The 23,572-nt window shown below is 62.0% G+C and carries 19 protein-coding genes and 1 tRNA gene; 7 read left to right on the forward strand and 13 right to left on the reverse strand.

Features of this window, described 5'->3' with window-relative positions:
* Positions 1-68: 68 nt before the first annotated feature.
* The 5 genes from ppdK to QVG21_RS00275 all read right to left on the reverse strand — a co-directional run bounded on the left by ppdK (position 69) and on the right by QVG21_RS00275 (position 6,225).
* The gene (ppdK, locus tag QVG21_RS00255; protein WP_287920943.1) at positions 69-2,798 is read right to left on the reverse strand and encodes a pyruvate, phosphate dikinase; all 2,730 of its coding nucleotides are present in this window, start codon (positions 2,796-2,798) and stop codon (positions 69-71) included.
* Positions 2,799-2,936: 138 nt separating this feature from the next.
* On the reverse strand, positions 2,937-3,794 hold the full coding sequence (locus QVG21_RS00260; RefSeq protein WP_287920945.1) for an endonuclease/exonuclease/phosphatase family protein: 858 nt from the start codon (positions 3,792-3,794) through the stop codon (positions 2,937-2,939).
* A 3-nt stretch (positions 3,795-3,797) separates the two neighbouring features.
* The gene (gene mnmA, locus QVG21_RS00265) at positions 3,798-4,997 is read right to left on the reverse strand and encodes a tRNA 2-thiouridine(34) synthase MnmA (protein ID WP_287920948.1); all 1,200 of its coding nucleotides are present in this window, start codon (positions 4,995-4,997) and stop codon (positions 3,798-3,800) included.
* A gap of 1 nt (position 4,998) precedes the next feature.
* Entirely contained in the window at positions 4,999-5,529 is a 531-nt protein-coding gene (locus tag QVG21_RS00270) for a ribosome maturation factor RimM (RefSeq protein WP_287920951.1), read from the reverse strand.
* A 126-nt stretch (positions 5,530-5,655) separates the two neighbouring features.
* Entirely contained in the window at positions 5,656-6,225 is a 570-nt protein-coding gene (locus tag QVG21_RS00275; protein ID WP_251214366.1) for a 30S ribosomal protein S16, read from the reverse strand.
* Between the two features lie 188 nt (positions 6,226-6,413).
* Between QVG21_RS00275 and QVG21_RS00280 the strand changes: the two genes are divergently transcribed.
* Positions 6,414-6,487 (forward strand) — tRNA-Arg (locus tag QVG21_RS00280).
* A gap of 58 nt (positions 6,488-6,545) precedes the next feature.
* On the opposite strand, the gene QVG21_RS00285 is transcribed toward QVG21_RS00280, so the two are convergent.
* The 6 genes from QVG21_RS00285 to lptB are packed head-to-tail and all read right to left on the reverse strand — an operon-like array spanning position 6,546 to position 12,606.
* Entirely contained in the window at positions 6,546-8,273 is a 1,728-nt protein-coding gene (locus QVG21_RS00285) for a M23 family metallopeptidase (protein WP_287920955.1), read from the reverse strand.
* Positions 8,258-8,782 carry a regulatory protein RecX gene (locus QVG21_RS00290; protein WP_287920957.1) on the reverse strand — a complete coding sequence of 175 codons (525 nt, stop codon included), beginning with the start codon at positions 8,780-8,782 and terminating at the stop codon, positions 8,258-8,260. The genes QVG21_RS00285 and QVG21_RS00290 overlap by 16 nt, the downstream gene beginning before the upstream one ends.
* The gene (gene prmC, locus QVG21_RS00295) at positions 8,764-9,606 is read right to left on the reverse strand and encodes a peptide chain release factor N(5)-glutamine methyltransferase (protein WP_287920960.1); all 843 of its coding nucleotides are present in this window, start codon (positions 9,604-9,606) and stop codon (positions 8,764-8,766) included. Before prmC ends, QVG21_RS00290 begins: the two co-directional genes overlap by 19 nt.
* Entirely contained in the window at positions 9,603-10,580 is a 978-nt protein-coding gene (locus tag QVG21_RS00300) for a chorismate synthase (RefSeq protein WP_287920963.1), read from the reverse strand. Before QVG21_RS00300 ends, prmC begins: the two co-directional genes overlap by 4 nt.
* Positions 10,577-11,821: a 3-phosphoshikimate 1-carboxyvinyltransferase gene (aroA, locus tag QVG21_RS00305; RefSeq protein ID WP_287921414.1), complete on the reverse strand. Its 1,245-nt coding sequence runs from the start codon at positions 11,819-11,821 to the stop codon at positions 10,577-10,579. The genes QVG21_RS00300 and aroA overlap by 4 nt, the downstream gene beginning before the upstream one ends.
* Positions 11,821-12,606: an LPS export ABC transporter ATP-binding protein gene (lptB, locus tag QVG21_RS00310; RefSeq protein WP_251214371.1), complete on the reverse strand. Its 786-nt coding sequence runs from the start codon at positions 12,604-12,606 to the stop codon at positions 11,821-11,823. Before lptB ends, aroA begins: the two co-directional genes overlap by 1 nt.
* Positions 12,607-12,707: 101 nt before the next feature.
* On the opposite strand from lptB, the gene recQ reads away from it, so the two are divergent.
* The 4 genes from recQ to rsmA are packed head-to-tail and all read left to right on the forward strand — an operon-like array spanning position 12,708 to position 16,181.
* Positions 12,708-14,900: a DNA helicase RecQ gene (gene recQ / locus QVG21_RS00315; protein ID WP_287920967.1), complete on the forward strand. Its 2,193-nt coding sequence runs from the start codon at positions 12,708-12,710 to the stop codon at positions 14,898-14,900.
* 17 nt (positions 14,901-14,917) lie between these two features.
* Positions 14,918-15,142, forward strand: coding sequence for a hypothetical protein (locus QVG21_RS00320; RefSeq protein ID WP_251214373.1), 225 nt, complete (start codon positions 14,918-14,920; stop codon positions 15,140-15,142).
* Between the two features lie 8 nt (positions 15,143-15,150).
* Entirely contained in the window at positions 15,151-15,384 is a 234-nt protein-coding gene (locus QVG21_RS00325; RefSeq protein WP_287920970.1) for a hypothetical protein, read from the forward strand.
* Complete coding sequence (gene rsmA, locus QVG21_RS00330) at positions 15,381-16,181, forward strand: 16S rRNA (adenine(1518)-N(6)/adenine(1519)-N(6))-dimethyltransferase RsmA (protein WP_251214375.1); 801 nt, start codon at positions 15,381-15,383, stop codon at positions 16,179-16,181. Before QVG21_RS00325 ends, rsmA begins: the two co-directional genes overlap by 4 nt.
* A 108-nt stretch (positions 16,182-16,289) precedes the next feature.
* Here the strand turns inward: rsmA and QVG21_RS00335 are convergent, their stop codons facing one another.
* On the reverse strand, positions 16,290-17,552 hold the full coding sequence (locus QVG21_RS00335; protein ID WP_287920974.1) for a M16 family metallopeptidase: 1,263 nt from the start codon (positions 17,550-17,552) through the stop codon (positions 16,290-16,292).
* Positions 17,549-18,784, reverse strand: a complete 1,236-nt coding sequence (locus tag QVG21_RS00340) for a M16 family metallopeptidase (RefSeq protein ID WP_287921417.1) — start codon at positions 18,782-18,784, stop codon at positions 17,549-17,551. Before QVG21_RS00340 ends, QVG21_RS00335 begins: the two co-directional genes overlap by 4 nt.
* Before the next feature lie 433 nt (positions 18,785-19,217).
* Here QVG21_RS00340 and nifJ point away from each other — a divergent pair, with 433 nt between their 5' ends.
* Positions 19,218-22,745, forward strand: a complete 3,528-nt coding sequence (gene nifJ / locus QVG21_RS00345) for a pyruvate:ferredoxin (flavodoxin) oxidoreductase (protein WP_287920976.1) — start codon at positions 19,218-19,220, stop codon at positions 22,743-22,745.
* Positions 22,746-22,897: 152 nt separating this feature from the next.
* The gene (locus QVG21_RS00350) at positions 22,898-23,329 is read left to right on the forward strand and encodes an META domain-containing protein (protein ID WP_287920978.1); all 432 of its coding nucleotides are present in this window, start codon (positions 22,898-22,900) and stop codon (positions 23,327-23,329) included.
* Positions 23,330-23,572 lie beyond the last annotated feature (243 nt).

Below are 23,572 nucleotides of genomic sequence, written 5' to 3' on the forward strand. Positions count from 1 at the left end.
CGCAAAAAAACGATGCCCGGACTTAAAACTCCGGGCACCGTTCGGTTCGACGAATGTTCCTTGCGGTCCTATTTCTGGTTCAGCGCTGCGTGGGCGGCCGCCAGGCGTGCGATGGGTACGCGGAACGGCGAGCAGCTCACGTAGTTCAGACCGGCGTAGTGGCAGAACTCGACCGACGAGGGTTCGCCGCCGTGTTCGCCGCAGATGCCGCACTTGAGGTTTTCGCGCGTGCCGCGGCCCTTGAAGACCGCTTCGCGGATCAGCTGGCCCACGCCGTTGCGGTCCAGAATCTGGAACGGGTCGTTCTTCAGAATGCCCTTTTCCAGGTAGACCGGCAGGAACTTCGAGATGTCGTCGCGCGAGAAGCCGAGGGTCATCTGCGTCAGGTCGTTGGTGCCGAACGAGAAGAACTGCGCCACTTCGGCGATTTGGTTGGCCGTCACGGCGGCGCGCGGCACTTCGATCATCGTGCCGACCATGTATTCGATCTTGTCGTTGCGTTCGGTGAATACCTGTTCGGCCGTCCGATCGATGATGTTCTTTTGGTAGCGCAATTCCTTGTGGTTGCCCACCAGCGGTACCATGATCTCCACGTGTACAGGGATGCCTGCCGCCTTGACGTTCATCGCGGCTTCGATGATGGCACGGGTCTGCATCTCCGTGATTTCCGGATAGGTGTTGCCCAGGCGGCAGCCGCGGTGGCCCAGCATCGGGTTGAATTCGGCCAGCGATTCGACCTTGGCTACGATTTTGGCCAGCGGTTCGTGCATCTCCTCGGCCATTTCCTTCTGGCCCTTTTCATCGTGCGGTACGAATTCGTGCAGGGGCGGGTCGAGCAGACGGACGGTCACCGGGTAGCCGTTCATCGCCTTGAACAGCCCCTCGAAGTCGCCGCGCTGCATGGGCAGCAGCTTGGCCAGCGCCACACGGCGGCCCGCTTCGTCGTCGGCCAGAATCATTTCGCGGATGGCCTTGATGCGGTCGCCCTCGAAGAACATGTGTTCCGTGCGGCAGAGACCGATACCTTCGGCACCGAATTCGAACGCCTGCGCCGCGTCTTTCGGCGTGTCGGCATTGGCGCGCACTTTCAGCACCGAGTACTTGCCGGCCAGTTCCATCAGTTTGCCGAAGTCGCCGCTCAGGTCGGCCGCCTTGGTGGCTACCTGCCCGAGGTACACTTCGCCCGTCGAGCCGTTGAGCGAAATCCAGTCGCCCTCCTTGACCGTGAAGCCGTTGACCTTGATGGTGCGGGCCTTGTAGTCGATTTCCAGTTCGCCGGCGCCCGATACGCAGCACTTGCCCATGCCGCGGGCTACGACGGCTGCGTGCGACGTCATGCCGCCGCGGGCCGTCAGAATGCCGGCGGCGTCGAGCATGCCCTTGAGGTCCTCGGGCGAGGTCTCGATACGCACCAGCACCGCTTTCTGTCCCGTCTTGGCCAGCACTTTCTCCGCATCGTCGGCGAAGAACACCACCGGACCCGTAGCGGCGCCCGGCGATGCGGGCAGACCCTTGGTGATGACCTGTGCCGTGGCAATGGCTTTCTTGTCGAATATCGGGTGCAGCAGTTCGTCGAGCTTGGCGGGTTCGCAGCGCAGGACGGCGGTCTTCTCGTCGATGAGCCCCTCGCGAAGCATGTCCATGGCGATTTTCACCATCGCGGCGCCCGTGCGTTTGCCGTTGCGGCACTGGAGCATCCACAGCTTGCCGTCCTGGATGGTGAATTCGATGTCCTGCATGTCGGTGAAGTACTGTTCCAGGTGGTGCTGGATCTCGTTCAGTTCCTTGTAGACTTCGGGCATCACCTCTTCCAGCGAGGGGTATTTCGACTTGCGTTCTTCTTCGCTGATGTTCTGTGCCTTGGCCCAGCGCTTCGAGCCCTCGACGGTGATTTGCTGCGGGGTGCGGATGCCGGCTACGACGTCTTCGCCCTGCGCGTTGATGAGGTATTCACCGTTGAAGATGTTTTCGCCCGTCGCGGCATCGCGCGAGAACGCCACGCCCGTCGCCGAGTTCTGGCCCATGTTGCCGAAGACCATGGCCTGCACCGACACGGCCGTGCCCCATTCGGCGGGGATGTTGTTGAGCTTGCGGTAGAGGATGGCGCGTTCGTTCATCCACGAGCCGAATACGGCGCAGATGGCGCCCCACAGCTGGTCCCACGGATTGGCCGGAAATTCTTCGCCGGTTTGTTTCTTGACAGCGGCCTTGAAGTTTCTGACCAGTTCCTTGAGGTCGTCGGTCGTCAGGTCGGTGTCGTTTTTCACACCGCGTTTCTTCTTCTGCTCGTCGATGATCTCCTCGAACGGGTCGTGGTCTTCCTTCGACACGGGTTTCATGCCCAGCACCACGTCGCCGTACATCTGGACGAAACGGCGGTACGAGTCCCACGCGAAGCGGGGGTTGCCCGTGCGCTTGGCCACGGCCTCGACGGCCTGGTCGTTCATGCCGAGGTTCAGAATCGTGTCCATCATGCCGGGCATCGACGCGCGGGCGCCCGAGCGGACCGACACCAGCAGCGGCATCTCCTTGTCGCCGAACTGCATGCCCGTCAGGCGTTCGATGTTCTTCATCGCCTTTTCGACTTCGGGGCGCAGCATTTCGATGACGGCCTGCTTGCCGTGCTGGTAGTATTCGGCGCACACCTCCGTGGTGATGGTGAAGCCCGGGGGTACGGGGATGCCGATGAGGTTCATTTCGGCCAGATTGGCACCCTTGCCGCCGAGCAGTTCGCGCATTTTGCCGTTTCCTTCGGCTTCCTTGTTGCCGAAGGTGTAGACTCGCTTAATGTCTGCCATAATTTTTCGTTGTATTGAGTTGTTCGATTGTTCGCGTTCGTGCCGTTTTTCGCGTCCCGGCAAAGCCCGGCCTGTCGAAAAGGTCCGGATTTCCCGTTGGGATTGCGAATATAACGATTTAATTCCGTTTTTCCAAATTCATTCCAAATAAACATATACGGGCAGGGCGTAGCTCGTGCCTCCCGCGTAGCGGCGGCGCTGATAGGTGGGCAGGGGCTGCGTTCGGGCCGGGTCGAGCAGGAAGCGCCGGATGTAGACTTCGGCGGCGGAGGTCCGCAGGGCCGTGTCGACGGCGATGCGGTCGCGCATCCGCCAGCCTGCGCGGCTGCGGACGTTGCCCCTGCCTGCCCGTTCGGCCCGGGCGTGCGCGTCGTGCAGCCCGTATTCTTCCAGTCCCCGGTCCGGCAGGCGCCCCATGACCACCAGCTTCGCGCCGGGCCGTTCGTCGCGCAGGTCGCCCACGACCCACCGGACCATCCGCTGTTCGCTGCACAGCACCAACCCGAGCGTGTCCGTCCGGAATCGCCGGGTGCGTCCTCGGCCGACAGGGCGGCGCAGAACGCCCTCGACGTAGAGGTAGCGGCGGCCCGGTTCGACGTAGTGCGGGAAAAAGCGGTCGCCGTAGTAGAGCAGGGCGAAATCCATGCCGTCCAGCGAGTTGAGGGTCCGGTGCAGATAGCTGTAATCGCTCTGGCAGGCCGCCGCGATGTCGCGGACGACCGCTTCGTTTTCGACGCTCCACAGGGCGATTATCGGCAGTCCCAGCGAATCGGCCAGCGCCGCTGTCCGGGCGATTTTGCGGCGGTAGCGTTCTGTGTTCCAGCGCAGGGCGCCCCGCGGCGTGTAGTCCGTGTCGTCGTAAAACAGCGAGGGGACGGTGTCGTAGAGGTGGTCGGCGTCGCAGTAGGCGATGCCCAGCGGCTGGGCCGTGGCGGTCGCCGCATGCAGGGCCAGCAGCAGAAGGGCGGTCCGCAGGAGGTTTCCCGGTGTGCGCATGGGTTATTCTGCGATCACTCCCGAGCCGACGAGTTCGTCGCCGTCGTACCACGCGGCGAACTGGCCCGGAGCGATGCCGCGCTGCGGTGTGTCGAACACCAGAAAGGCCCCTTCGTCGCGGATGTAAAGCGTCGCGTCCTGCAACGGTTGGCGGTAGCGTATGCGCACCCGGAACCTCGCCTTGCCGCCTGCCGGAATCGCCCGCGCAGGGTCCAGCCAATGGATTTCGCCCGGTTCGATGCGCAGTGCCGGGCGCCACAGACCCGGGTGGGCGTCGCCCTCGCCTACGTAGATGACGTTCGCGTCGACGTCGGTCGCCAGGATGAACAGCGATTCCTTGCGGCCCCCGATGCCCAGCCCTTTGCGTTGGCCGATGGTGTAGTAGTGGGCGCCGTTGTGGGTGCCTATCTTCTTGCCGTCGCGGACGGTGTAGCGCCACGGGGCTGCCAGCGCCGTCAGTTCTTCGGTCGTCGGTTCGCTCTCGGGCACGGCGGGGCGCAGTGCGAATTTGGGCCACGACGGGAGTATTTCGTGGATGTTGCCTGGTTTGGCGGCCAGCTTCTGTTGCAGGAAAACCGGCAGGTCGACCTTGCCCACGAAGCAGATGCCCTGCGAATCCTTGCGTTTGGCCGTGGCCAGGTGCTGTTCTTCGGCAATGCGCCGCACTTCGGGTTTCAGCAGTCCGCCCACCGGAAACAGCGCGTAGTGCAGCTGTTCCTGCGAGAGCTGGCACAGAAAATAGCTCTGGTCCTTGTTGGGGTCGGTCCCCGCCAGCAGTTTGCAGTGCGTGCGTCCGTCGGCGTCCGTCTCCTCGGCCTTGCGGCAGTAGTGGCCTGTCGCCACGTAGTCGGCGCCTAATTGGAGCGCTTCGCGCAGAAAGACGTCGAACTTGATTTCGCGGTTGCACAGCACGTCCGGATTGGGGGTGCGGCCGCGTTCGTACTCGGCGAACATGTAGTCGACCACGCGCGTGCGGTATTCGGCCGACAAATCGACCACGTGCAGCGGGATGTCCAGCCGCTTGGCCACCAGCTCGGCGAAAACCCGGTCGTCGTGCCACGGGCAGTCGCCCTCCAGGGTCCCCGTCGTGTCGTGCCAGTTGACCATGAAAAGACCGATGACTTCGTGTCCCTGCTCTTTCAGCAGCCACGCCGCCACCGACGAATCCACCCCGCCCGAAAGTCCTATCACTACGCGTGCCATGCTATTCCAACGTTAAAAGTCCGGCGGGCAGGACGAACCGGATGCGCCGCTCCCCGAAGTCAATGCGGGCTATGAATTCCTCCGCGGCGGGGACCAGTACGCGCCGGCCCTCGATTTCCAGCTCGAAGAGCGGATTGGCTTCGCTGTCGTAGTAGTCGGTCAGCGTGCCCGAGCACTTCCGGGGCGTTTCGCCCTCGTCTGCGGCGAGTTCTTCGGCTTCGGCCGCAAAGCCGATGAGGTCTTCGAGGTAGAATTCGTCGTCCTCCTCGTCGCTTTGTTCGATGCGGAATTCCAGCCCCAGCAGTTCCGAGGCCCGGCGGTCGGTGTCCAGGTCGGCGAACGCCGCCACGGCTCCCGTCTGCCCGCGCCGCTCGAAGCGTTCGCACCACAGCGGTACTTCCAGCGCGTCGACGGTGACCAGAAGCGGCACGGTTTCCGGGTCGAAATCCTCCGGAAATCCGGCGTAGAGCGACAGCATTACGCCGCCGTCCGTACCGAACAGTTTGTTGATTCTGCCTGCGGGGATTGTCATGGGAATGTCGTCTTTCGGGGGTTCTGCGGCGGCGGGGCCGCCTCCTGCGAATCGCAGTAAAACAAAACCCGGTAAATCTCCCGCGACGGGAAACTTACCGGGATTCGATATGAATTGAGTGTTCCGTTATTCGGCGGCGGGTGCTTCGGCTTCGGGAGCGGCCTCCTCGGCGGCAGGTGCTTCCTCTGCGCTTTCGGCAGCAGCGGCTTCTTCAGCTTCCTTGGCGGCAGCTTCGGCAGCGGCTTTCTTCTCGGCGATGGCCTTCGCACGGTCTTCGTTCACCTTGGCTTCGGCAGCCAGACGGGCTTTCTCGGCCGACTTGGCATCGGTAGCCAGCTTGTTGGTCTTGGCTTCGATCTTGCCGTTCTTGGCGTCGAGCCACTTGTTGAAGCGGGCTTCGGCTTCGGCCTCCGTGAAGGCGCCTTTGGCTACGCCGCCCAGCAGGTGCTTCTTGTAGAGTACACCCTTGTACGAGAGGATGGCCCGGCAGGTGTCGGTGGGTTGTGCGCCTTTGAGTAACCAACCCAATGCTTGCTCGAAGTTCAGGTCGATCGTAGCAGGATTCGTGTTGGGGTTGTAGGTGCCCAACTTCTCGATGAATTTACCATCACGTGGCGCTCTGCTATCTGCGGCAACGATGTGGTAGAAAGCGTAGCCTTTCTTACCGTGGCGTGCCAGACGAATTTTAACAGCCATTTGCTATAAAATTGTTTGATTTGGTTAATAAAACGCTCAGCCCTTCCGGGTTATCAGCCCGCAAATGTAGACAAAATATTCCGCCCGGCAAAATAAATCGTGCAAAAAAGAGGGTTGCGGGCGGCGAATCCGCTCCGGGAGCCGGAATTATGAAAAACTTTTCGTATCTTCGCACCGCCGGACCGATTGGTTCCGTAGCTCAGTTGGATAGAGCAACAGCCTTCTAAGCTGTGGGTCTTGGGTTCGAATCCCAACGGAATCACTTTTCTGCAATCTGCGACCGAGGTTTTCCCCGGTCGCTTTTTTGTCGGTATCCCGAATCAGCGATAGAACGTTCCCTCCCAGCTGGCTGTGTTGCCCGCCCCGTCGCGCACGGTCAGGCGGACGGTATGCCGGCTGTGGGTGGGCGGGGTGTCGAACGTGTGGAACAGCCGCCCCGTCATGGGGTAGCGTTCGCAGGGGACCCATTGGCCGTCGATGAGCAGCGTGTAGGCGGCGATTCCCGAAAAGTTGTCCGTCGCGCGAAATCCGATTGCGTCGCTTTGCGAGAGGTCGGCATCCTGTCTGAAGTTGGCCGTAATGCGGGGCGGTACCAGGTCGGCCACCACGAACAGCGGGTCGGAGGTGTAGGTCGACGCCGTCACGACACCTTCTTTGCAGGAACCTCCTACGTAGGCGGCCCGGCCTTGGGCCGTCCGGCGTGCAAGAACCGCGTGGGGACGCATCCGGGCGGGGATTTCGGTCCGAATCGAAACGCTCATCGTCTTCCGCAGGGGCGTGGCCGGAGGAAGTGTCCGGTAGGCGAGCGAAAGCGCTACGAGCCCCGTGTCGACCCGGGGTGCCGCCGTCTGTTCGGGGCGGCAGGCAAGAGTTTCGTGCAGGGCTCCGGCGGGTATTCGCGCGGTCATCTTCCCGCAGGTCAGGGTCGCGGCGTGCCCGGGCCGGACGATTCTTGCCAGCGTGTCGGCCGTGGCGCGGAACTCCTCCTCACGGCCCCGGATGTCGAATTCTATCTGCGAGCGGTTGCCGCTGTCGTCTTCGGCTTCGATGCGGATGCGGCGTAGCTGCCCGGGGACGGTGCGGATTATTCCGCGGTCGGTCATCGCCGTGTAGAAGCAGTCGGGGGCCGCTTCGGCCTGCGCCAGGCGGAACGCTTCGTTGCGCGTGGCTATCTGGATGGGGTAGTGGCTCACCGCGTCGCAGCAGCGCGACTGGGCGAACGTGAAGCCGTCCATCCGGTATTCGTAGTAGCGTTCGCCGTCGGCCCATGCCGTCACGCGCCACAGCCCGAAACGGTTGTGCACGCCGTTGCGGCGGTCGGTGATTTCCGCCACGAAATAGCCTTTGCGGCCTGCGCCGAGCGGTTCTTCGCGATTGAGCCGGTATGTTCCCTCGTGGCTGCGCACGGCCGTGTAGCTTTCCGGGGCCTTGCGTGCGCAAAGTCCGCCGGGCAGGGTGTCGATTTCGACGTAGTGGATTTTCACGATGCGCGGCGGCAGCGAATCCACCGGACGGATGATTCCCTCGCGCACCACGTTGTAGAGCCGTTGGGTCCGTGTGTCGCGGATCTCGAAATGGAGGTGCGGGCCCGACGACGAGCCGCTGTTGCCCGAGTAGCCGATTACCTCGCCTTGGCGGACGGGCAGTTTGCTGTGGCCGAAAAAGAGGTTGAGGCTGTTCTTGCCTTGGGCGCGGCGTTCCTGCGCGACGAGTTGTTCGATGTCGTCGCGGAAGCGTTGCAGATGGCCGTAGACGGCCGTCGTGCCGTTGTTCAGCGTCAGGTAGATGGCCCGTCCGTAGCCGCCGGGCGATACCGACAGGCGTGAAACATGGCCGTCGGCCACCGCCACCAGTTCCTTGCCCTCGGTGCCGCCCGTGCGGATGTCCACTCCCGCGTGGAAGTGGCCCGGGCGTATTTCGCCGAAGTTGGACGAGCAGGTGCCGTCGACGTCGCGGATGGGGTAGAGGTAGTCCGCCGGGTCGAGGGCCTGTCCCCGCGCTCCGGCCGTCAGTGCCGTCAGAAGCAGTATGGTCAGAAGTCGTCGCATGATTCCGTGTCGGCCACCAGCGCGGCGACCGTTTCGTGTACGGTTTCGTAGTCGTATCCCAGCCCGAGACCGTAGCGCATCAGTTTGTTTTTCAGTTCGTAGCGTGTTTCGCAGTGCAGCAGCCGGAGTTTGCGTTCGAGCTGCGTGCGCAGCCGTTCGGCCGTTCCCGTGCGGTCGGCCGCGCCGAGGGCTTCCTCGATGGTTTCGCGCGCCACTCCCTTGCGTTGCAGGGCTGCGCGGATTTTGTATTCGCCCCAGCCGCTCAGCCGCATCTTTTCGCGGACGAAAGCCCCCGCATAGCGGCTGTCGTCGATGAAGCGTTCGCTTACCAGCCGCGCCAGCACTCGTTCCGCATCGCCGTCGTTCAGCCCCCAGCCGTGCATCAGCCGCCGGGCGTCGCCCTCCGATTTCTCGGCCCGGGCACAGAGCCGCATCAGCGACGCCAGCGCCTGGTCGGGCGTCTTGGTCCGCCGGGCCGCCGGGTTCGGTTTCAGTTTAGGCGTGCGCATAGCATGCGGGGTTTTCCGTTCATATCTTCGCGCAGGCGGATTGCGCCGTAGCCCTCCTCCGCCAGCAGGCGGTCCAGCGCTCCGGCGGCCGTGTGGTAAATCTCGAAGTAGAGCTTCCCGCCCGGTTCCAGCATGCGACGTCCGGCCCGGGCGATGGCCCGGTAGAAGCGCAGCGGGTCGCCGTCGGGGACGAACAGCGCTTCGGCGGGTTCGTGGTCCCGCACGTTGGGGTGCATCGCCGCGCGGTCGCTCTGCGGTACGTAGGGCGGGTTGGAGACCACCACGTCGAACCGTTCCGGGAAGCGCTCGGCCAGTCCGTTCAGCGCATCGGCCTGCCGCAGGGTCACGGCCGCCCCGAGCGTCCGGCAGTTCTCGGCCGCTGTCGCCAGCGCTTTTTCGGAAATGTCGGCTCCGAACACCTCGGCGCCGGGCAGTTCCAGTGCCAGCGTCGCCGCTATGCAGCCGCTTCCGGTGCCGACGTCCAGTAGGCGGCGGGCCTGCCGTTCGTCGGCGGCGATCCACGCCGCGAGTTCCTCGGTTTCGGGGCGGGGTATCAGCACCCCCTCGCGCACGGCGAAGCGGCGGCCCGAAAATTCGGTGTGCCCTATTATATATTGTACGGGTTCTCCCGCGGCGAGCCGGGCGACCGTCTCTTCCAGCCCTTCGATTTCGAGCGGGGCGCCGGGGTCGGTCAGCAGGGCTGCGGCAGGCAGCTGCGCCAGCTCCGATATGCACAGCAGGGCGATGCTCCGGGCTTCGCGCGCGTCGTAAAGCGGGGTCAGCGCCGCCGCCGTCCGGTCGAGTATGTCGCGCCGTGTCGTCATCTGCGTAGGTCTGCCAGTGCGATGGCTACGGCCGCTTCGACGGCCGCGGCTCCCCGCAGGGCGATGCAGGCGTCGTGCCGTCCGCCGATGGCGAGCGGTTCCGTGCGGCCCGTCGTGCGGTTGTAGGTCGTCTGTTCGCGGGCGATGCTGGCCGTGGGCTTGAACGCGGCGCGGACCACCAGTTCGTTGCCGTTGGTCAGACCGCCGACGATGCCCCCTGCGTGGTTGGTCGCCGTGCGGCCCGCGGCGTCGAGAATCGGGTCGTTGTGCTCCGAGCCCCGCATCCGTGCCGCGGCGAATCCGCTGCCGAATTCCACCCCCTTGACGCCCGGTATGGCGAAGAGCAGGTGGGCCGTCAGGCTCTCGGCCGAATCGAAGAAAGGTTCGCCCCAGCCTGCCGGGATGCCCTCGGCGCGGCATTCGACTATGCCGCCCACCGAATCGCCGTGGGCCGCGGCCGCGCGTACGATTTCGCCGAACCGGGCCGGGTCGGTGCAGCCGCCGATTTCGGCGACGTGCGTGGCGAAGCGGACCGTTTCGGGCAGCAGTTTCTTGGCCACCGCCCCTGCGGCCACAAGGGCCAGGGTCAGCCGTCCCGAGAAATGGCCGCCGCCCCGGGGGTCGTTGAAGCCGCCGGAGCGTTCCCATGCCACGCGGTCGGCGTGCGAGGGGCGGTCGTGGCCCGTGAGGGCCTCATAGTCGTCCGGGCGTGTGTCGCTGTTGGCGAATACGAGGGTCAGCGGGGCTCCGGTGGTGTAGCCTTTATAGATGCCCGCTACGATTTGCGGCTCGTCCTTTTCTTGGCGCGGGGTGGTTCCTGCGGTGCCACAGGAGCGGCGCCGGGCCAGGTCGGCGGCGAAGTCGTCGGCCGAAAGGGCCATGCCCGCAGGCACGCCGTCTATCGTCAGCCCGATTTGCGGGCCGTGCGATTCGCCCCAGAGGGCCAGCCGGAATTGCGTGCCGAACCGGTTCATGCCTTGAGGGTTTTCAGGTCGCCGAAAAATCCGGGGTAGCTTTTGGCCACGCATCCGGCGTCTTCTATCGTCACGGGTCCTGCGGCCCGCAGAGCCGCTACCGCCAGCGACATGGCCATGCGGTGGTCGCCGTGGCTCCGGACCGCGGCCGTACGGATTTCGCCGCCGCGGATGCGCATCGTGTCCTCCTCGCTGAGGTCGACTTCGATGCCCAGCCGTCCGTATTCTTCGCGGATGGCTTCGGCGCGGTTGCATTCCTTGTGCTGCAGGCGCGAGGTGCCGTGCAGGACGCTCACGCCGTCGGCCGCCGCAGCCAGCGCGGCCAGCGCCGGGAAAAGGTCGGGGCAGTGGGTGGCGTCGAACTCGAATCCGCGCAGGGGCCGCCGTGCCGCCGTGATGGAGTGCGGTTCGTCGATGACGGCCGCGCCTGCCCGCACGAGTGCTTCGCAGATGGCCGTGTCGGCTTGTTTGGAGAGCATCGAGACGTTGCGCACGGTCACTTCGCCGGCCGTCGCGCCCGCCACCAGGAGCATCGCAGCAGCGCTCCAGTCGCCTTCGACGGCGAAGTCGGTGCCGCGGTAGCGTTGGCCGCCGGGGATGTAGAATTCGCGGTAGTCGTTGTGGCAGATTTCCACGCCGAACCGGGCGGCGGTGTCTATGGTCATGTCCAGGTAGGGGATCGAGACGGCCCGACGCACATGGAGGGTCGTGTCTTCGGCGGCCAGCGGCAGGGCCAGCAGCAGCCCCGTGATGAATTGCGACGAGACCGAGCCGTCGGCTTCGGCCGTGCCGCCGCACAGAGGGCCGCAGACTTCCATCGGCAGGTATCCGCCGTGGTCCTCCACCCGCACGCCCAATTGCCGGAGCGGCCCGACCATCATCTCCATCGGGCGGCCCAGCAGCGATTTTTCGCCCTCGATTCGGACGGGCGTGCCGCAGAGCGCGGCGATGGGGGTGAAAAGGCGGGTCGCCAACCCCGATTCGCCGACCTCCAGCACCCGGCTGCGGGGGTGCAGCCCGCCGCGGATCAGAAGCGTATGTTCGTCGGTGTGCGTTACTTCGGCGCCCAGCGTTTCGATGCAGCGCAGGGCCGAACGGGTGTCGTCGCAGTATTCGATGTTGTGCAGCACGGTCCGCTCCTCCGAGAGCAGCGATGCCGCCAGGGCGCGCTGGGCATAGCTCTTCGAGCAGGGGGGCGTCAGCGCGCCTCGGACGCTCCCCGGAGGCAGGGTGATCTCCATCACTCGCGCCCTCCCCGGTTTTTCATCTCCTGGGTCAGCTGGTGGCTGCGCTTGAGCTCGAAGTTCTGGCCTAAGTAGACCTTGCGCACCATCGGGTCGGCGGCCAGTTCTTCGGCCGAGCCGGTTTTGAGTATCTTCCCTTCGTAGAGCAGGTAGGTGCGGTCGGTGATGGCCAGCGTCTCGTCCACGTTGTGGTCGGTGATGATGACGCCTATGTTCTTGTGCTTGAGCGTCGCCACGATCGACTGGATGTCTTCCACCGCTATGGGGTCCACACCCGCGAACGGTTCGTCCAGCAGGATGAACGCCGGGTTTATCGCCACCGCGCGCGCGATTTCGGTCCGGCGCCGTTCGCCGCCCGAAAGCTGGATGCCCAGGCTTTTGCGGACCTTTTGCAGGCGGAATTCTTCGATCAGCGCCTCGACCCGTTCGTTCTGGTATTCCTTGGTGTAGTCGGTCATTTCCAGCACCGCCCGGATGTTCTGTTCGACGGTCAGCCGGCGGAAGACCGAGGCTTCCTGCGCCAGGTAGCCCACGCCCAGCTGGGCCCGGCGGTAGACCGGCAGCGAGGTCAGTTCGCTGACCTGCTTTTCGTCGTTTTCCAGGAAGATGCGCCCCTCGTTGGGCTTTATCAGTCCCACGATCATGTAGAAGGTCGTGGTCTTGCCCGCTCCGTTGGGCCCCAGCAGGCCCACGATTTCGCCTTGGTTGACGTCTATCGAGACATGGTTGACCACGGTGCGCGATTTGTATTTCTTGACGAGTTCGCTGGTATAAAGGCGCATGACGGTTTTGTGAATAAAATTTTTTACAAAGTTATGATTTTTTCCGAAAAAATTTTTATCTTTACATTGGATTTTCGGATTTAACGTACAATGACGGCTCAATGAAACAGTTCGACGCATCCCTGCTGCACGCCAAGCTCAAGGAATACTTCGGCTTCTCCTCCTTCAAGGGCAACCAGGAGGCGGTCATCCGCAACGTCTTGGAGCGCAAGGATACTTTCGTGCTGATGCCCACCGGCGGCGGGAAATCGCTGTGCTACCAGCTGCCCGCCCTGTTGATGGAGGGGGTCGCCATCGTCATCTCGCCGCTGATCGCCCTGATGAAGAACCAGGTCGATTCCATGCGTACGTTCTCCGCCGAGTCGGGCGTCGCCCATTTCCTCAATTCGTCGCTCAACAAGACCGCCGTCCAGCAGGTCCGGGCCGACGTCCTGGCCGGGAAAACCAAGTTGCTCTACTTCGCGCCCGAATCCCTCACCAAGGAGGACAATGTCGCGTTCCTGCGTAAAATCAAGATTTCGTTCTACGCCATCGACGAGGCCCACTGCATTTCCGAGTGGGGCCACGACTTCCGGCCCGAGTACCGCCGTATCCGGCCCATCATCAACGAGATTGGCAGTGCGCCGCTCATCGCTCTGACCGCCACGGCCACTCCCAAGGTGCAGCTGGACATCCAGAAGAACCTGGGCATGTCCGACGCCGCCGTGTTCAAGTCGTCGTTCAACCGCCCCAACCTCTATTACGAAATCCGGCCCAAGCACGACGTCGACCGCGAAATCATCCGTTTCATCAAGCAGAACGAGGGTAAGAGCGGCATCATCTATTGTCTTAGCCGCAAGAAGGTCGAGGAGCTCACCGAGCTGTTGATCGCCAACGGCATCAAGGCCCGGGCTTACCACGCCGGGATGGACGCCGCCACCCGTGCGGGCAACCAGGACGATTTTCTCATGGAGCGGGTCGACGTCATCGTCGCCACCATCGCGTTCGGCATGGGCATCGACAAGCCCGACGTGCGCTACGTCATCCATTACGACATTCCCAAGTCGCTCGAGGGTTATTACCAGGAGACCGGGCGCGCAGGCCGCGACGGCGGCGAGGGGCATTGCCTTACCTTTTATAGTTATAAGGACATCCAGAAGCTCGAAAAGTTCATGCAGGGCAAGCCCGTCGCCGAGCAGGAAATCGGCAAGCTGCTGCTCGTCGAGACCGTCTCCTACGCCGAAAGTTCCATGTGCCGCCGCAAGACCTTGCTCCATTACTTCGGCGAGGAGTATGCCGAGGAGAACTGCCAGAACTGCGACAACTGCCGCAATCCCAAGCCGCAGGTCGACGCCAAGGCTGCGCTTCGCATGGCGCTCGAAGCCCTGCGCGACATCGGCGACAAGTTCAAGTCCGATTACCTGGTCTCCGTCCTCATCGGCAAGAATACCGCGCTCATCAAGAGTTACGGCCATAATAAGTCGAAGTGGTTCGGCGCCGGCGAGGAGCACGACGCCCGCTTCTGGGGGGCCGTCATCCGGCAGGCGCTCATCCTGGGGCTCGTCGACAAGAACATCGAGAACTACGGTTTGATTTCCATCAATCCCAAGGGCGAGCAGTTCATTACCATGCCGTTCCCTGTCAATATCACCCTCGACCACAATTACGACCAGGAGGAAAAAGAGGCCGTCGCCGAGGTCCCCATGGGCAAGGGCGGTGCGGCCGACGAGGAGCTTTTCTCCATGCTCAAGGACTTGCGCAAGAAGGTTGCCAAGAAGCACGACTTGCCGCCGTTCGTCATCTTCCAGGACCCGTCGCTCGAAGACATGGCCGTGCAGTATCCCGTCACCCTCGAGGAGATGCAGAACATCACCGGCGTCGGCGTCGGCAAGGCCCGCAAGTTCGGCGAGGAGTTCGTGCGGCTCATCAAGGCCTATGTCGAGGAGAAGGAGATCATCCGCCCGCAGGACATGGTCGTCAAGGGAGTGGCCAGCAAGTCGGGCAACAAGATTTTCATCATCCAGTCCATCGACCGCAAGATGGATTTCGAGGACATCGCCCGGGCGCGCGACCTGGATTTCGACGAGTTGCTCACCGAAATCGAGGGCATCGTCAATTCGGGTACCCGGCTCGACATCTCCTATTATATCCGCGAGTTCATGGACGAGGACAAGGCCGACGACATCTACCTCTATTTCCGGGAGGATGCCGAGAGCGATTCGCTCGACGACGCACTCGCCGAACTGGGGTCCGACTATACCGAGGAGGAGATACGCCTCGTTCGCATCAAGTTCATGTGCGAGCAGGGTAACTGACAAATACGGTTTTGCCTATGAACAAGAAGACTTTTACGCTCGCTTTGTTGTTTTTCTGTCTGACGGCGGTGTGGTTCGGAATCAGTCTTTATTGGTTCTTCACGTGCCGTTCGTGCGTCGGTTGGTTCGACTTGTTGATTGCCGTCTGTTTCGTCGGCGCCGGGGCCGGGATGACCGTCCACGAGTTCCGCAAGAAGAAGCGCATCCACCTCGACGAGGCCAACAGGCATCAGATTCCTTAGGGTAGCTTATGAGCAAGACTTTCTTTTGGCAGGCGGTCCGCTTGGTCGTCATGGTGTTGGCCGTCGCCGGTATCATCTACGCCCTTGAGTTCATGCACGGCGGTATCGCCGTCTGGTTTTGGGTAGCGCTTCTGGGCGTCGGGTTCTTTGGGTTGCTCGTTTCGTTCCGCGCAGCCCGCCGTCGTTCCATCCGGCAGCAGAGCTTCGGGGCCCGCCGCCACAGAAAATCCTGCCGCCGATGACCGAAGTCAGAGCCAAAAAAGCGTTGGGGCAGCATTTTCTCGTCGACCTCAATATTGCGCGCAAGATTTGCGATGCGCTTTCGGGCGGTACGGCCGAAGCGCCCGCCACGGTGCTGGAGGTCGGCTGCGGCATGGGGGTGCTCACGCAGTTTCTGTTGCAGCGCGGCGACCTGACGACTTACGGGGCCGAGATAGACACCGAGAGCGTCGATTACCTGCACGACCGTTTCCCCGCTTTCGCTCCGCGGCTTATTGCGGGCGATTTCCTCAAGATGGATTTGCGCGCGGCGTTCCCCGACGTTTCGGCGCTCCGCATCATCGGCAATTTCCCGTACAATATTTCGTCGCAGATTTTTTTCAAGATTCTGGAGCACCGCGATTTCGTGCCCGAGTGCGTCGGCATGATTCAGAAAGAGGTCGCTGTGCGTCTGGCCGAGCCGCCCGGGTCCAAGGAGTACGGGATTCTGTCGGTGCTCTTGCAGGCGTGGTACGACATCGAGTACCTCTTCACGGTCAGCGAGTCGGTTTTCAATCCGCCGCCCAAGGTCAAAAGCGCTGTCATCCGGTTGCGGCGCAACGGCGTTGCGCAGCTCGATTGCGACGAGCGGCTGTTCGTCCGCGTCGTCAAGGCGTCGTTCGGGCAGCGGCGCAAGATGATTCGCAACTCCCTCCGTGCCGCGTTCGGTGATTTCGGCGGTGCCGAGCATCCTTTCTTCACCTCACGCGCCGAGCAGCTTTCCGTCGGCCAGTTCGTCGAGCTGACCAACTGGGTAAGCGAACATGTAATTAAAAATTAAGAATTAAAAATGGATGTGCCGTTCGGAGATGCAGTTCAGGCATCTTTTATAGTTTGAGGTTTAGATAACAACGCGAACAGCCCCCCCCCGATTTTTAATTTTTCATTTTTAATTCCCGTTTTCTCCCGCCACCACCGTCACCAAGTCTTCCCGGGCCAGGTATTTTTGCGCCAGCCGCTGGACGTCGGCGGGGGTCATCGTGCGGATGCGGCGCAAGTTTTCGTCGATGACGCTGTTGTCCGTTCCGCAGAGGATGTTCTCTATCGTCACGTCGGCTATGCCGAACGGGCCGTCGAGTATGCGCATCATCTCGCCCGCCATGATGTTCTTCACCAGCGTCAGTTCTTCTTCGTCCATCGGTTCTGTCCGCAGGCGTTCGATTTCGGCGTATATTTCGCTCAGGGCCGCTTGCGTCGCTTCGGTCCCCACTTGCGTCGCTATGGCCAGATAGCCCGCCCGGTCGAAGTTCACCATCGCCGCCACCACTCCGTAGGTGTAGCCGTGGCGTTCGCGCAGGTTCTGCATCAGGCGCGAGCCGAAGTAGCCGCCCAGCGCCGCCGCCACGACCTGCATCCCCACGAAATCGGGGTGTTCACGGCCGAACAGCAGCCTGCCGATGCGAATCGACGACTGGACCGCTCCCGCGTGTGCGACTTTGACTTCGTGGGTCGTCTGCGGCGCAGGGAATTCCGGCAGGGCCTTCGCCCCGTGCGGTATCTGTTCCGCAATGGCCGCCACTGCATGCCGTTCGTCGTCGGTAATCCGGCCGCTGCATACCACAAAGCAGTTTTCGGCCGTGTAGTGCGTGCGGTAGAACGTTTCGACGTCGGCCCGCGTCAGCGTGTCGTAGAGTGCTCCGTCGTACGATATGCCGTAGGGGTGCCGTTCGCCGAACAGCGCCCGCGCAAAGGCTTCGCGCGCCCGGACATCCACTTTCTGGCGGTCGATCAGCAGCCGCTGCTTGCGTTTGGCGCAGTAGGTGCGCAGTTCTTCTTCCGGAAATACGGGGTGCAGCAGGATTTCGGCCGCTGCTTCCAGCGTCTCGCGGTAGAATTTCGAGAGGGTCGCAAAACTGATGTAGGCGTAGTCGCGGTCCAGGTTGACATCGTACCACGAGCCGTAGTAGTCCAGCCGTTCGGCCAGTTCGCGGGCCGTGAAGCGCCGGGTTCCTTCGGCCAGCAGGTTGGCCGTCGTCGAGGCCGAGAACGGGACCCGTTGTACCGACGGCCCCGCACGGAATACGAACGTCACGCGCAGGACCTCGAAATCGTTGGCCGGGAGTGTGTAGAGCGCCATGCCGTTCGGCAGCACGCGTTTTTCGGCGGCCTCTATTTCCACGGCCGAGGGGATGGTCAGGGGCGGTTGTGTCATTTGGCGCGGTAGATTAGGGTGGAGCTTCGTTCCGGGCGGAACGTGCGGCGGCTGAAGTCGAGAATGCTGTCGGCCGTCACGGCGCCGTAGGCGTCGACTTCGCGGTTCGCGAGTTCCGCATCGCCCAGCATTTCGTAGAATCCTAAGTTCATCGCCTTGTTCATGACGTTCAGTTCGCCGAACAGCGTGTTCGCCTCGAACTTGTTCTTCACTTTCTGCATTTCGCGGGCTTCGGCCGGTATGCGGCAGAGCGTTTCGATTTCTTCCCGGAACGCTTCTTCGGCCTGCTCGGGCGTCGTCTGCGGCAGCAGTTGCCCCGTGAAGATGAAAAGCCCCGGGTCCAGGTCGCCCGTGATGTAGGCGTTCACCGACGAGAGCAGGCGCCGTTGCTTGACCAGCCGCGTGTAGAGCCGCGACGAGTCGCCGCCTGACAGCAGGTCCGACACCAAATCGGCCGTGTAGAAGTCGGGCGACAGGCGGCCGCCCATCGGATAGGCCACGGTCACCGTCGTCGCCGGGACGTCGCGCTGCACTTCTTCGCGCCGGGCTTCCGTCTGCGGCGGTTCCTGCGGGATGGGGCAGGGGGCTGCCGGCCGGTCCGGCAGGTCGCCGAACCATTTTTCGGCCAGCGCCAGCATCCGTTCTTCTTCTATGTCGGCCGACATGGACAATATCGCGTTCGACGGGTGGTAGTGCGTCCGGTAGAATTCCCGCACGTCGTCGAGCGTTGCCTGCGCTATGTGGTCCGGCGTCAGTCCGATGGCCGCCCAGCGGTAGGGGTGTGTCTTGTAGGCCAGCGCCCGCAGCAGCAGCGTCTGGTCGCCGTAGGGTTGGTTCAGATAGCGTTGGCGGTATTCTTCGATGACCACCTTTTTCTCCGTTCCGAGTTTCTCGGGCGTGATGTCCAGCCCTTCGATGCGGTCGCTTTCGAGCCACAGCGCCGTTTCGATGTTGGCCGCCGGGAGGGTCATGTAGAAGTCCGTGTAGTCGTTGTTCGTAAAGGCGTTGTTGTCGCCCGAGGCCATCTGCACCGGCAGGTCGAAGTTCTCCACGCTGCGCGTGCCGCGGAACATCAGGTGCTCGAACAGGTGGGCGAAGCCCGTGCGCCCGGGGTTTTCGTTGCGCGCCCCTACTTTGTAGAGTATGTTCACGGCCGCCAGTTTCGACTGCCGGTCGCGGTTCGCCAGCACGGTCAGTCCGTTGGCCAGCGTTTTTCGGCGATAGGGAATCATGGAGGACAAAGGTAGCACTTTTCGCTCCAAAAATCGGAATATTGCAGTTCGGATGCCAAAATTTACAGGTTATTTGTACGATTGTGGGGGTCGTTTTTCGTCCGAATTCCGTACCTTTGTCTGCGTCTTGGATACTATGTTCCGGCAGAGGCAAACGATGGTTTGTTTCTGCACTCGACTTTCCGTATCTTTGGCTTCGCCGAAGATACTTCCGCCTCGGAAATGCTCAAATAAATTTGGCATTCCGCCCGGCTTATTCGTGTCTTTGACTTCGCCGAAGATACTGCGCCTCGGCAAAAAAATCGAATGAATTCGTTTTTTTGCTCTCGGCTTATTCGTATCTTTGCATCGCATGTTCCGGAACCGCGGTTCCGGGGCTGTAAAACGTATTCGGAAATACACACAAATATATATTTTCTAAATTCAATTCAATATGGCAGAAAAGAAATTCATTACGTGCGATGGCAACTACGCTGCGGCTCATGTGGCTTACATGTTCTCGGAGGTTGCGGCGATTTACCCCATCACGCCTTCTTCGACCATGGCCGAGCTCGTCGACGAGTGGGCCGCCCAGGGCCGCAGGAACATCTTCGGCGAGACGGTGAAGGTCGTCGAGATGCAGTCGGAGGCCGGTGCCGCCGGCGCCGTTCACGGTTCGTTGCAGAGCGGCGCCCTCACTTCGACGTTCACCGCGTCGCAGGGCCTGTTGCTCATGATCCCCAATATGTACAAGATTTCGGGCGAGCTGCTCCCCGGCGTCTTCCACGTTTCGGCCCGTGCGCTCGCCGCCCAGTCGCTCTCCATCTTCGGCGACCACCAGGACGTCATGGCTGCCCGGCAGACCGGCTTCGCCATGCTCGCCACCTCGTCGGTGCAGGAGGTCATGGACCTCGCCGGTATCGCCCATATCGTGTCGCTCAAGGCGCGTGTGCCGTTCCTCCATTTCTTCGACGGGTTCCGCACTTCGCATGAGATTCAGAAAATCGAGCTCATCGACGAGGCCGCCCTCACCGCCATGCTCGACCGCGACGCGCTCAAGGAGTTCCGCCGCCGCGCCCTCAATCCCGAGCATCCCGTCACGCGCGGTACGGCCCAGAATCCCGACATCTACTTCCAGACCCGCGAGGCGGCCAACAAGTTCTACGACGCCGTGCCCGACATGGTCAGCGACGCCATGAAGCAGATTTCGCAGATTACCGGACGCGAGTACAAGCCTTTCACCTACTACGGTGCTCCCGATGCCGAGAACGTCGTCGTCGCCATGGGTTCCGTCACCGAGACCCTCAAGGAGACCATCGACTTCCTCCTCAAGCAGGGCAAGAAGGTCGGTCTTATCACCGTTCACCTCTACCGTCCTTTCTCCGAGAAGTATTTCTTCAACGTCGTGCCCGCTTCCGTCAAGCGCGTCTGCGTGCTCGACCGCACCAAGGAGCCCGGCGCCGAGGGCGAGCCTCTGTACCTCGACGTCAAGTCGATGTTCTACGGCAAGCAGCTTCAGCCCATGATCATCGGCGGCCGCTACGGTCTTTCGTCCAAGGACACTACGCCCGCCCAGATGCTCGCCGTCTTCGAGAACCTGGCCGCCGCTCAGCCCAAGGACCACTTCACCGTCGGCATCAACGACGACGTGACCAACCTGTCGCTGCCCGTCGGCGAGGAGATTTCGCTCGCCAAGCCCGGTACGTTCGAGGCCCTCTTCTTCGGTCTGGGCGCCGACGGTACGGTGGGTGCCAACAAGAACTCCATCAAGATCATCGGCGGTACCACCAACAAGTATTGCCAGGCTTATTTCTCGTACGATTCCAAGAAGTCGGGCGGTTACACGTCGTCGCACCTGCGTTTCGGCGACCTGCCCATCACTTCGCCCTATCTGGTCACTACGCCCGACTTCGTGGCTTGCCACGTGCCGTCGTACGTCGACAAGTACGATGTGCTGAAGGGTCTCAAGAAGGGCGGTTCGTTCCTCTTGAACTCCGTGCACGACGCCGAGACCACCTGCAAGACCCTGCCCGACCACATGAAGGCTTACCTGGCGAAGAACAACATCAATTTCTACATCATCAACGCCACGAAGATCGCCGCCGAGCTCGGCCTGGGTTCGCGTACCAATACCATCATGCAGTCGGCGTTCTTCAAAATCGCCAACGTCATTCCGTTCGAGAAGGCCGTCGAGGAGATGAAGCACGCCATCCTCAAGTCCTACGGCAAGAAGGGCGAGGACATCGTCAACATGAACTATGCGGCTGTCGACGCCGGCGGTGACGCCGTGGTCAAAATCGACGTGCCCGCCGAGTGGGCTTCCATCGAGGTCAAGGCCGCCGCACAGAGCGTCGACATGTCGCGTCCCGAGTTCGTCCGCAGCATCGTCGACCCCATCAACGCTCTCAAGGGCGACGACCTGCCCGTGTCGGCTTTCAACGGCCGCGAGGACGGTACGTGGGACAACGGTACGGCCGCCTACGAGAAGCGCGGCATCGCCGTCAACGTTCCCGAGTGGCAGATCGACAATTGTATCCAGTGCAACCAGTGCGCCTATGTCTGCCCCCACGCTGCCATCCGTCCGTTCCTCGCCACCGAGGCCGAGGCTGCCGCTTCGGGTGCCGAGTGGAAGCAGGGCCTGGGCGAAACCAAGGAGTACAAGTTCCGTATCCAGGTGTCGCCGCTCGACTGTACGGGTTGCAACAACTGCGTCGACGTCTGCCCCGCCAAGGAGAAGGCACTGGTCATGAAGCCGCTCGAATCGCAGATGAAGCAGGCCGCAAATTGGGATTACATCACCAAGAATATCGGTTACAAGGAGGTCGTCGACAAGACCAAGTCCGTCAAGAACCTCCAGTTCGCACAGCCCTTGTTCGAGTTCTCGGGTGCTTGCGCCGGCTGCGGCGAAACGCCTTATATCAAGGCCATTTCGCAGCTCTTCGGTGACAAGATGATGGTGGCCAACGCTACGGGTTGTACCTCCATCTACTCCGGTTCGGCTCCCTCGACGCCTTACTGCACCAATGCCAAGGGTCAGGGTCCCGCCTGGGCCAACTCGCTCTTCGAGGACAACGCCGAGTTCGGTCTCGGTATGCACGTCGGTATCGAGAAGCTCCGCGACCGTATCCAGGCTGCCATGGAGGAGGCTATCGCCAACTGCACCAAGTGCTCCGACGAGCTCAAGGGCGTCATGAAGGAGTGGATCGCCGCCCGCGGTTCGTCGTCCGCTTCGGCCGAGGTTTCCGCACGGCTCGTTCCCATGATGGAGGCCTGCGGCTGCGATTACTGCTGCAAGATTCTCGAAATGAAAGATTGGCTCGTCAAGAAGTCGCAGTGGATCATCGGCGGCGACGGCTGGGGCTACGACATCGGTTACGGCGGTGTCGACCACGTGCTCGCTTCGGGCCAGGATGTCAACATCCTCGTCGTCGACACGGAGGTTTACTCCAACACCGGCGGTCAGTCGTCCAAGTCGACGCCCGTGGGTGCCGTTGCCAAGTTCGCTTCGAGCGGCAAGCGTATCCGCAAGAAAGACCTCGGCGCCATGGCCATGACCTACGGTTATGTCTACGTCGCCCAGGTTTCGATCGGCGCTTCGCAGCAGCAGCTCTTCAACGTCTTGAAGGAGGCCGAGGCTTATCCCGGTCCGTCGCTCGTCATCGCCTACGCTCCCTGTATCAACCACGGTATCAAGGGCGGCATGACCCGCACGCAGACCGTCGGCAAGGAGGCTGTGGCCTGCGGTTACTGGCACCTGTGGCACTACAATCCCCAGCTTGAGGAGCAGGGCAAGAATCCGTTCGTGCTCGATTCCAAGGAGCCCGACTGGTCGAAGTTCCAGGACTTCCTCAAGAAGGAGGTGCGTTACACTTCGCTCCAGAAAGCGTTCCCCGCCGAGGCCGAGGAGCTGTTCCAGGCCGCCGAGCAGAATGCCAAGTGGCGTTACAACGGCTATAAGCGCCTTTCCGCAATCGAATACTAATCGTTCGGTTGCCGACTTTTCCGACCGCGGTCCCGTGAGGGGGCCGCGGTCTTTTTTGTTCGTTGCCGGAAAATAAGTTATCTTTGCATTCCCGTCGGCATGGCCCGTGATTTGCCGTGTTGCCGGGTAATCGAATTCTAAAACAGAAAGCTATGAAAAAGATTCTGGCAGCCGCTGCGCTGTTTTTCGCGATGACCGCCTGCTGCGGCGCGCACAATGACAAACCGCTGGAAGGCACCGTTTGGAAGCTCACCTCCATGGAGGGTATCCCCGCTTCGGCCATCGACAGCGAGGAGGACGCCTTCACCTTGATTTTCAACGGCGAGGAAATGCTCGTCAGCGGCCGTACCAATTGCAACCGCTTCTTCGGCAGCTATAACGCCGCCGACGGTGCTTTGGCATTCGGCAACATGGGTATGACCCGGATGGCTTGCCCCGACATGCAGTACGAGGACGCTTTCGCGCAGATGCTCGACAAGGTCGACGGGTTCAGCATCAAAGGCGAAACCCTCACGCTCTTCGGTCAGCAGCAGAAGCTCGCTTCGTTCAAGGCCATCGAGCTCAAGAACGATATGGCTCAATAACCGTGCTTCTCGGCCGTGTTTCCACGGCTCCATACCTTTTATATAAAGCGCCGTTTCCCGGCGCTTTTTTCGTGTTCGCTCCTCGCCCTCTTGTCATTCTGAGGACTTCTCCTCCGTCATTCTGAGGAAAGGCATCGCCTTGACGAAGAATCTATAAATTTTGTCATTCCGAAGCGTCAGCGAGAAATCTGCCGTTTCGTCATTGCGAGAGCCTTTAGGCCCGTGGCACCCGACGAACGAAAC

Origin of the sequence: Alistipes sp. UBA6068 (assembly GCF_949428155.1) — a bacterium.
GTDB classification, from domain to species: Bacteria; Bacteroidota; Bacteroidia; order Bacteroidales; family Rikenellaceae; genus Alistipes; species Alistipes muris.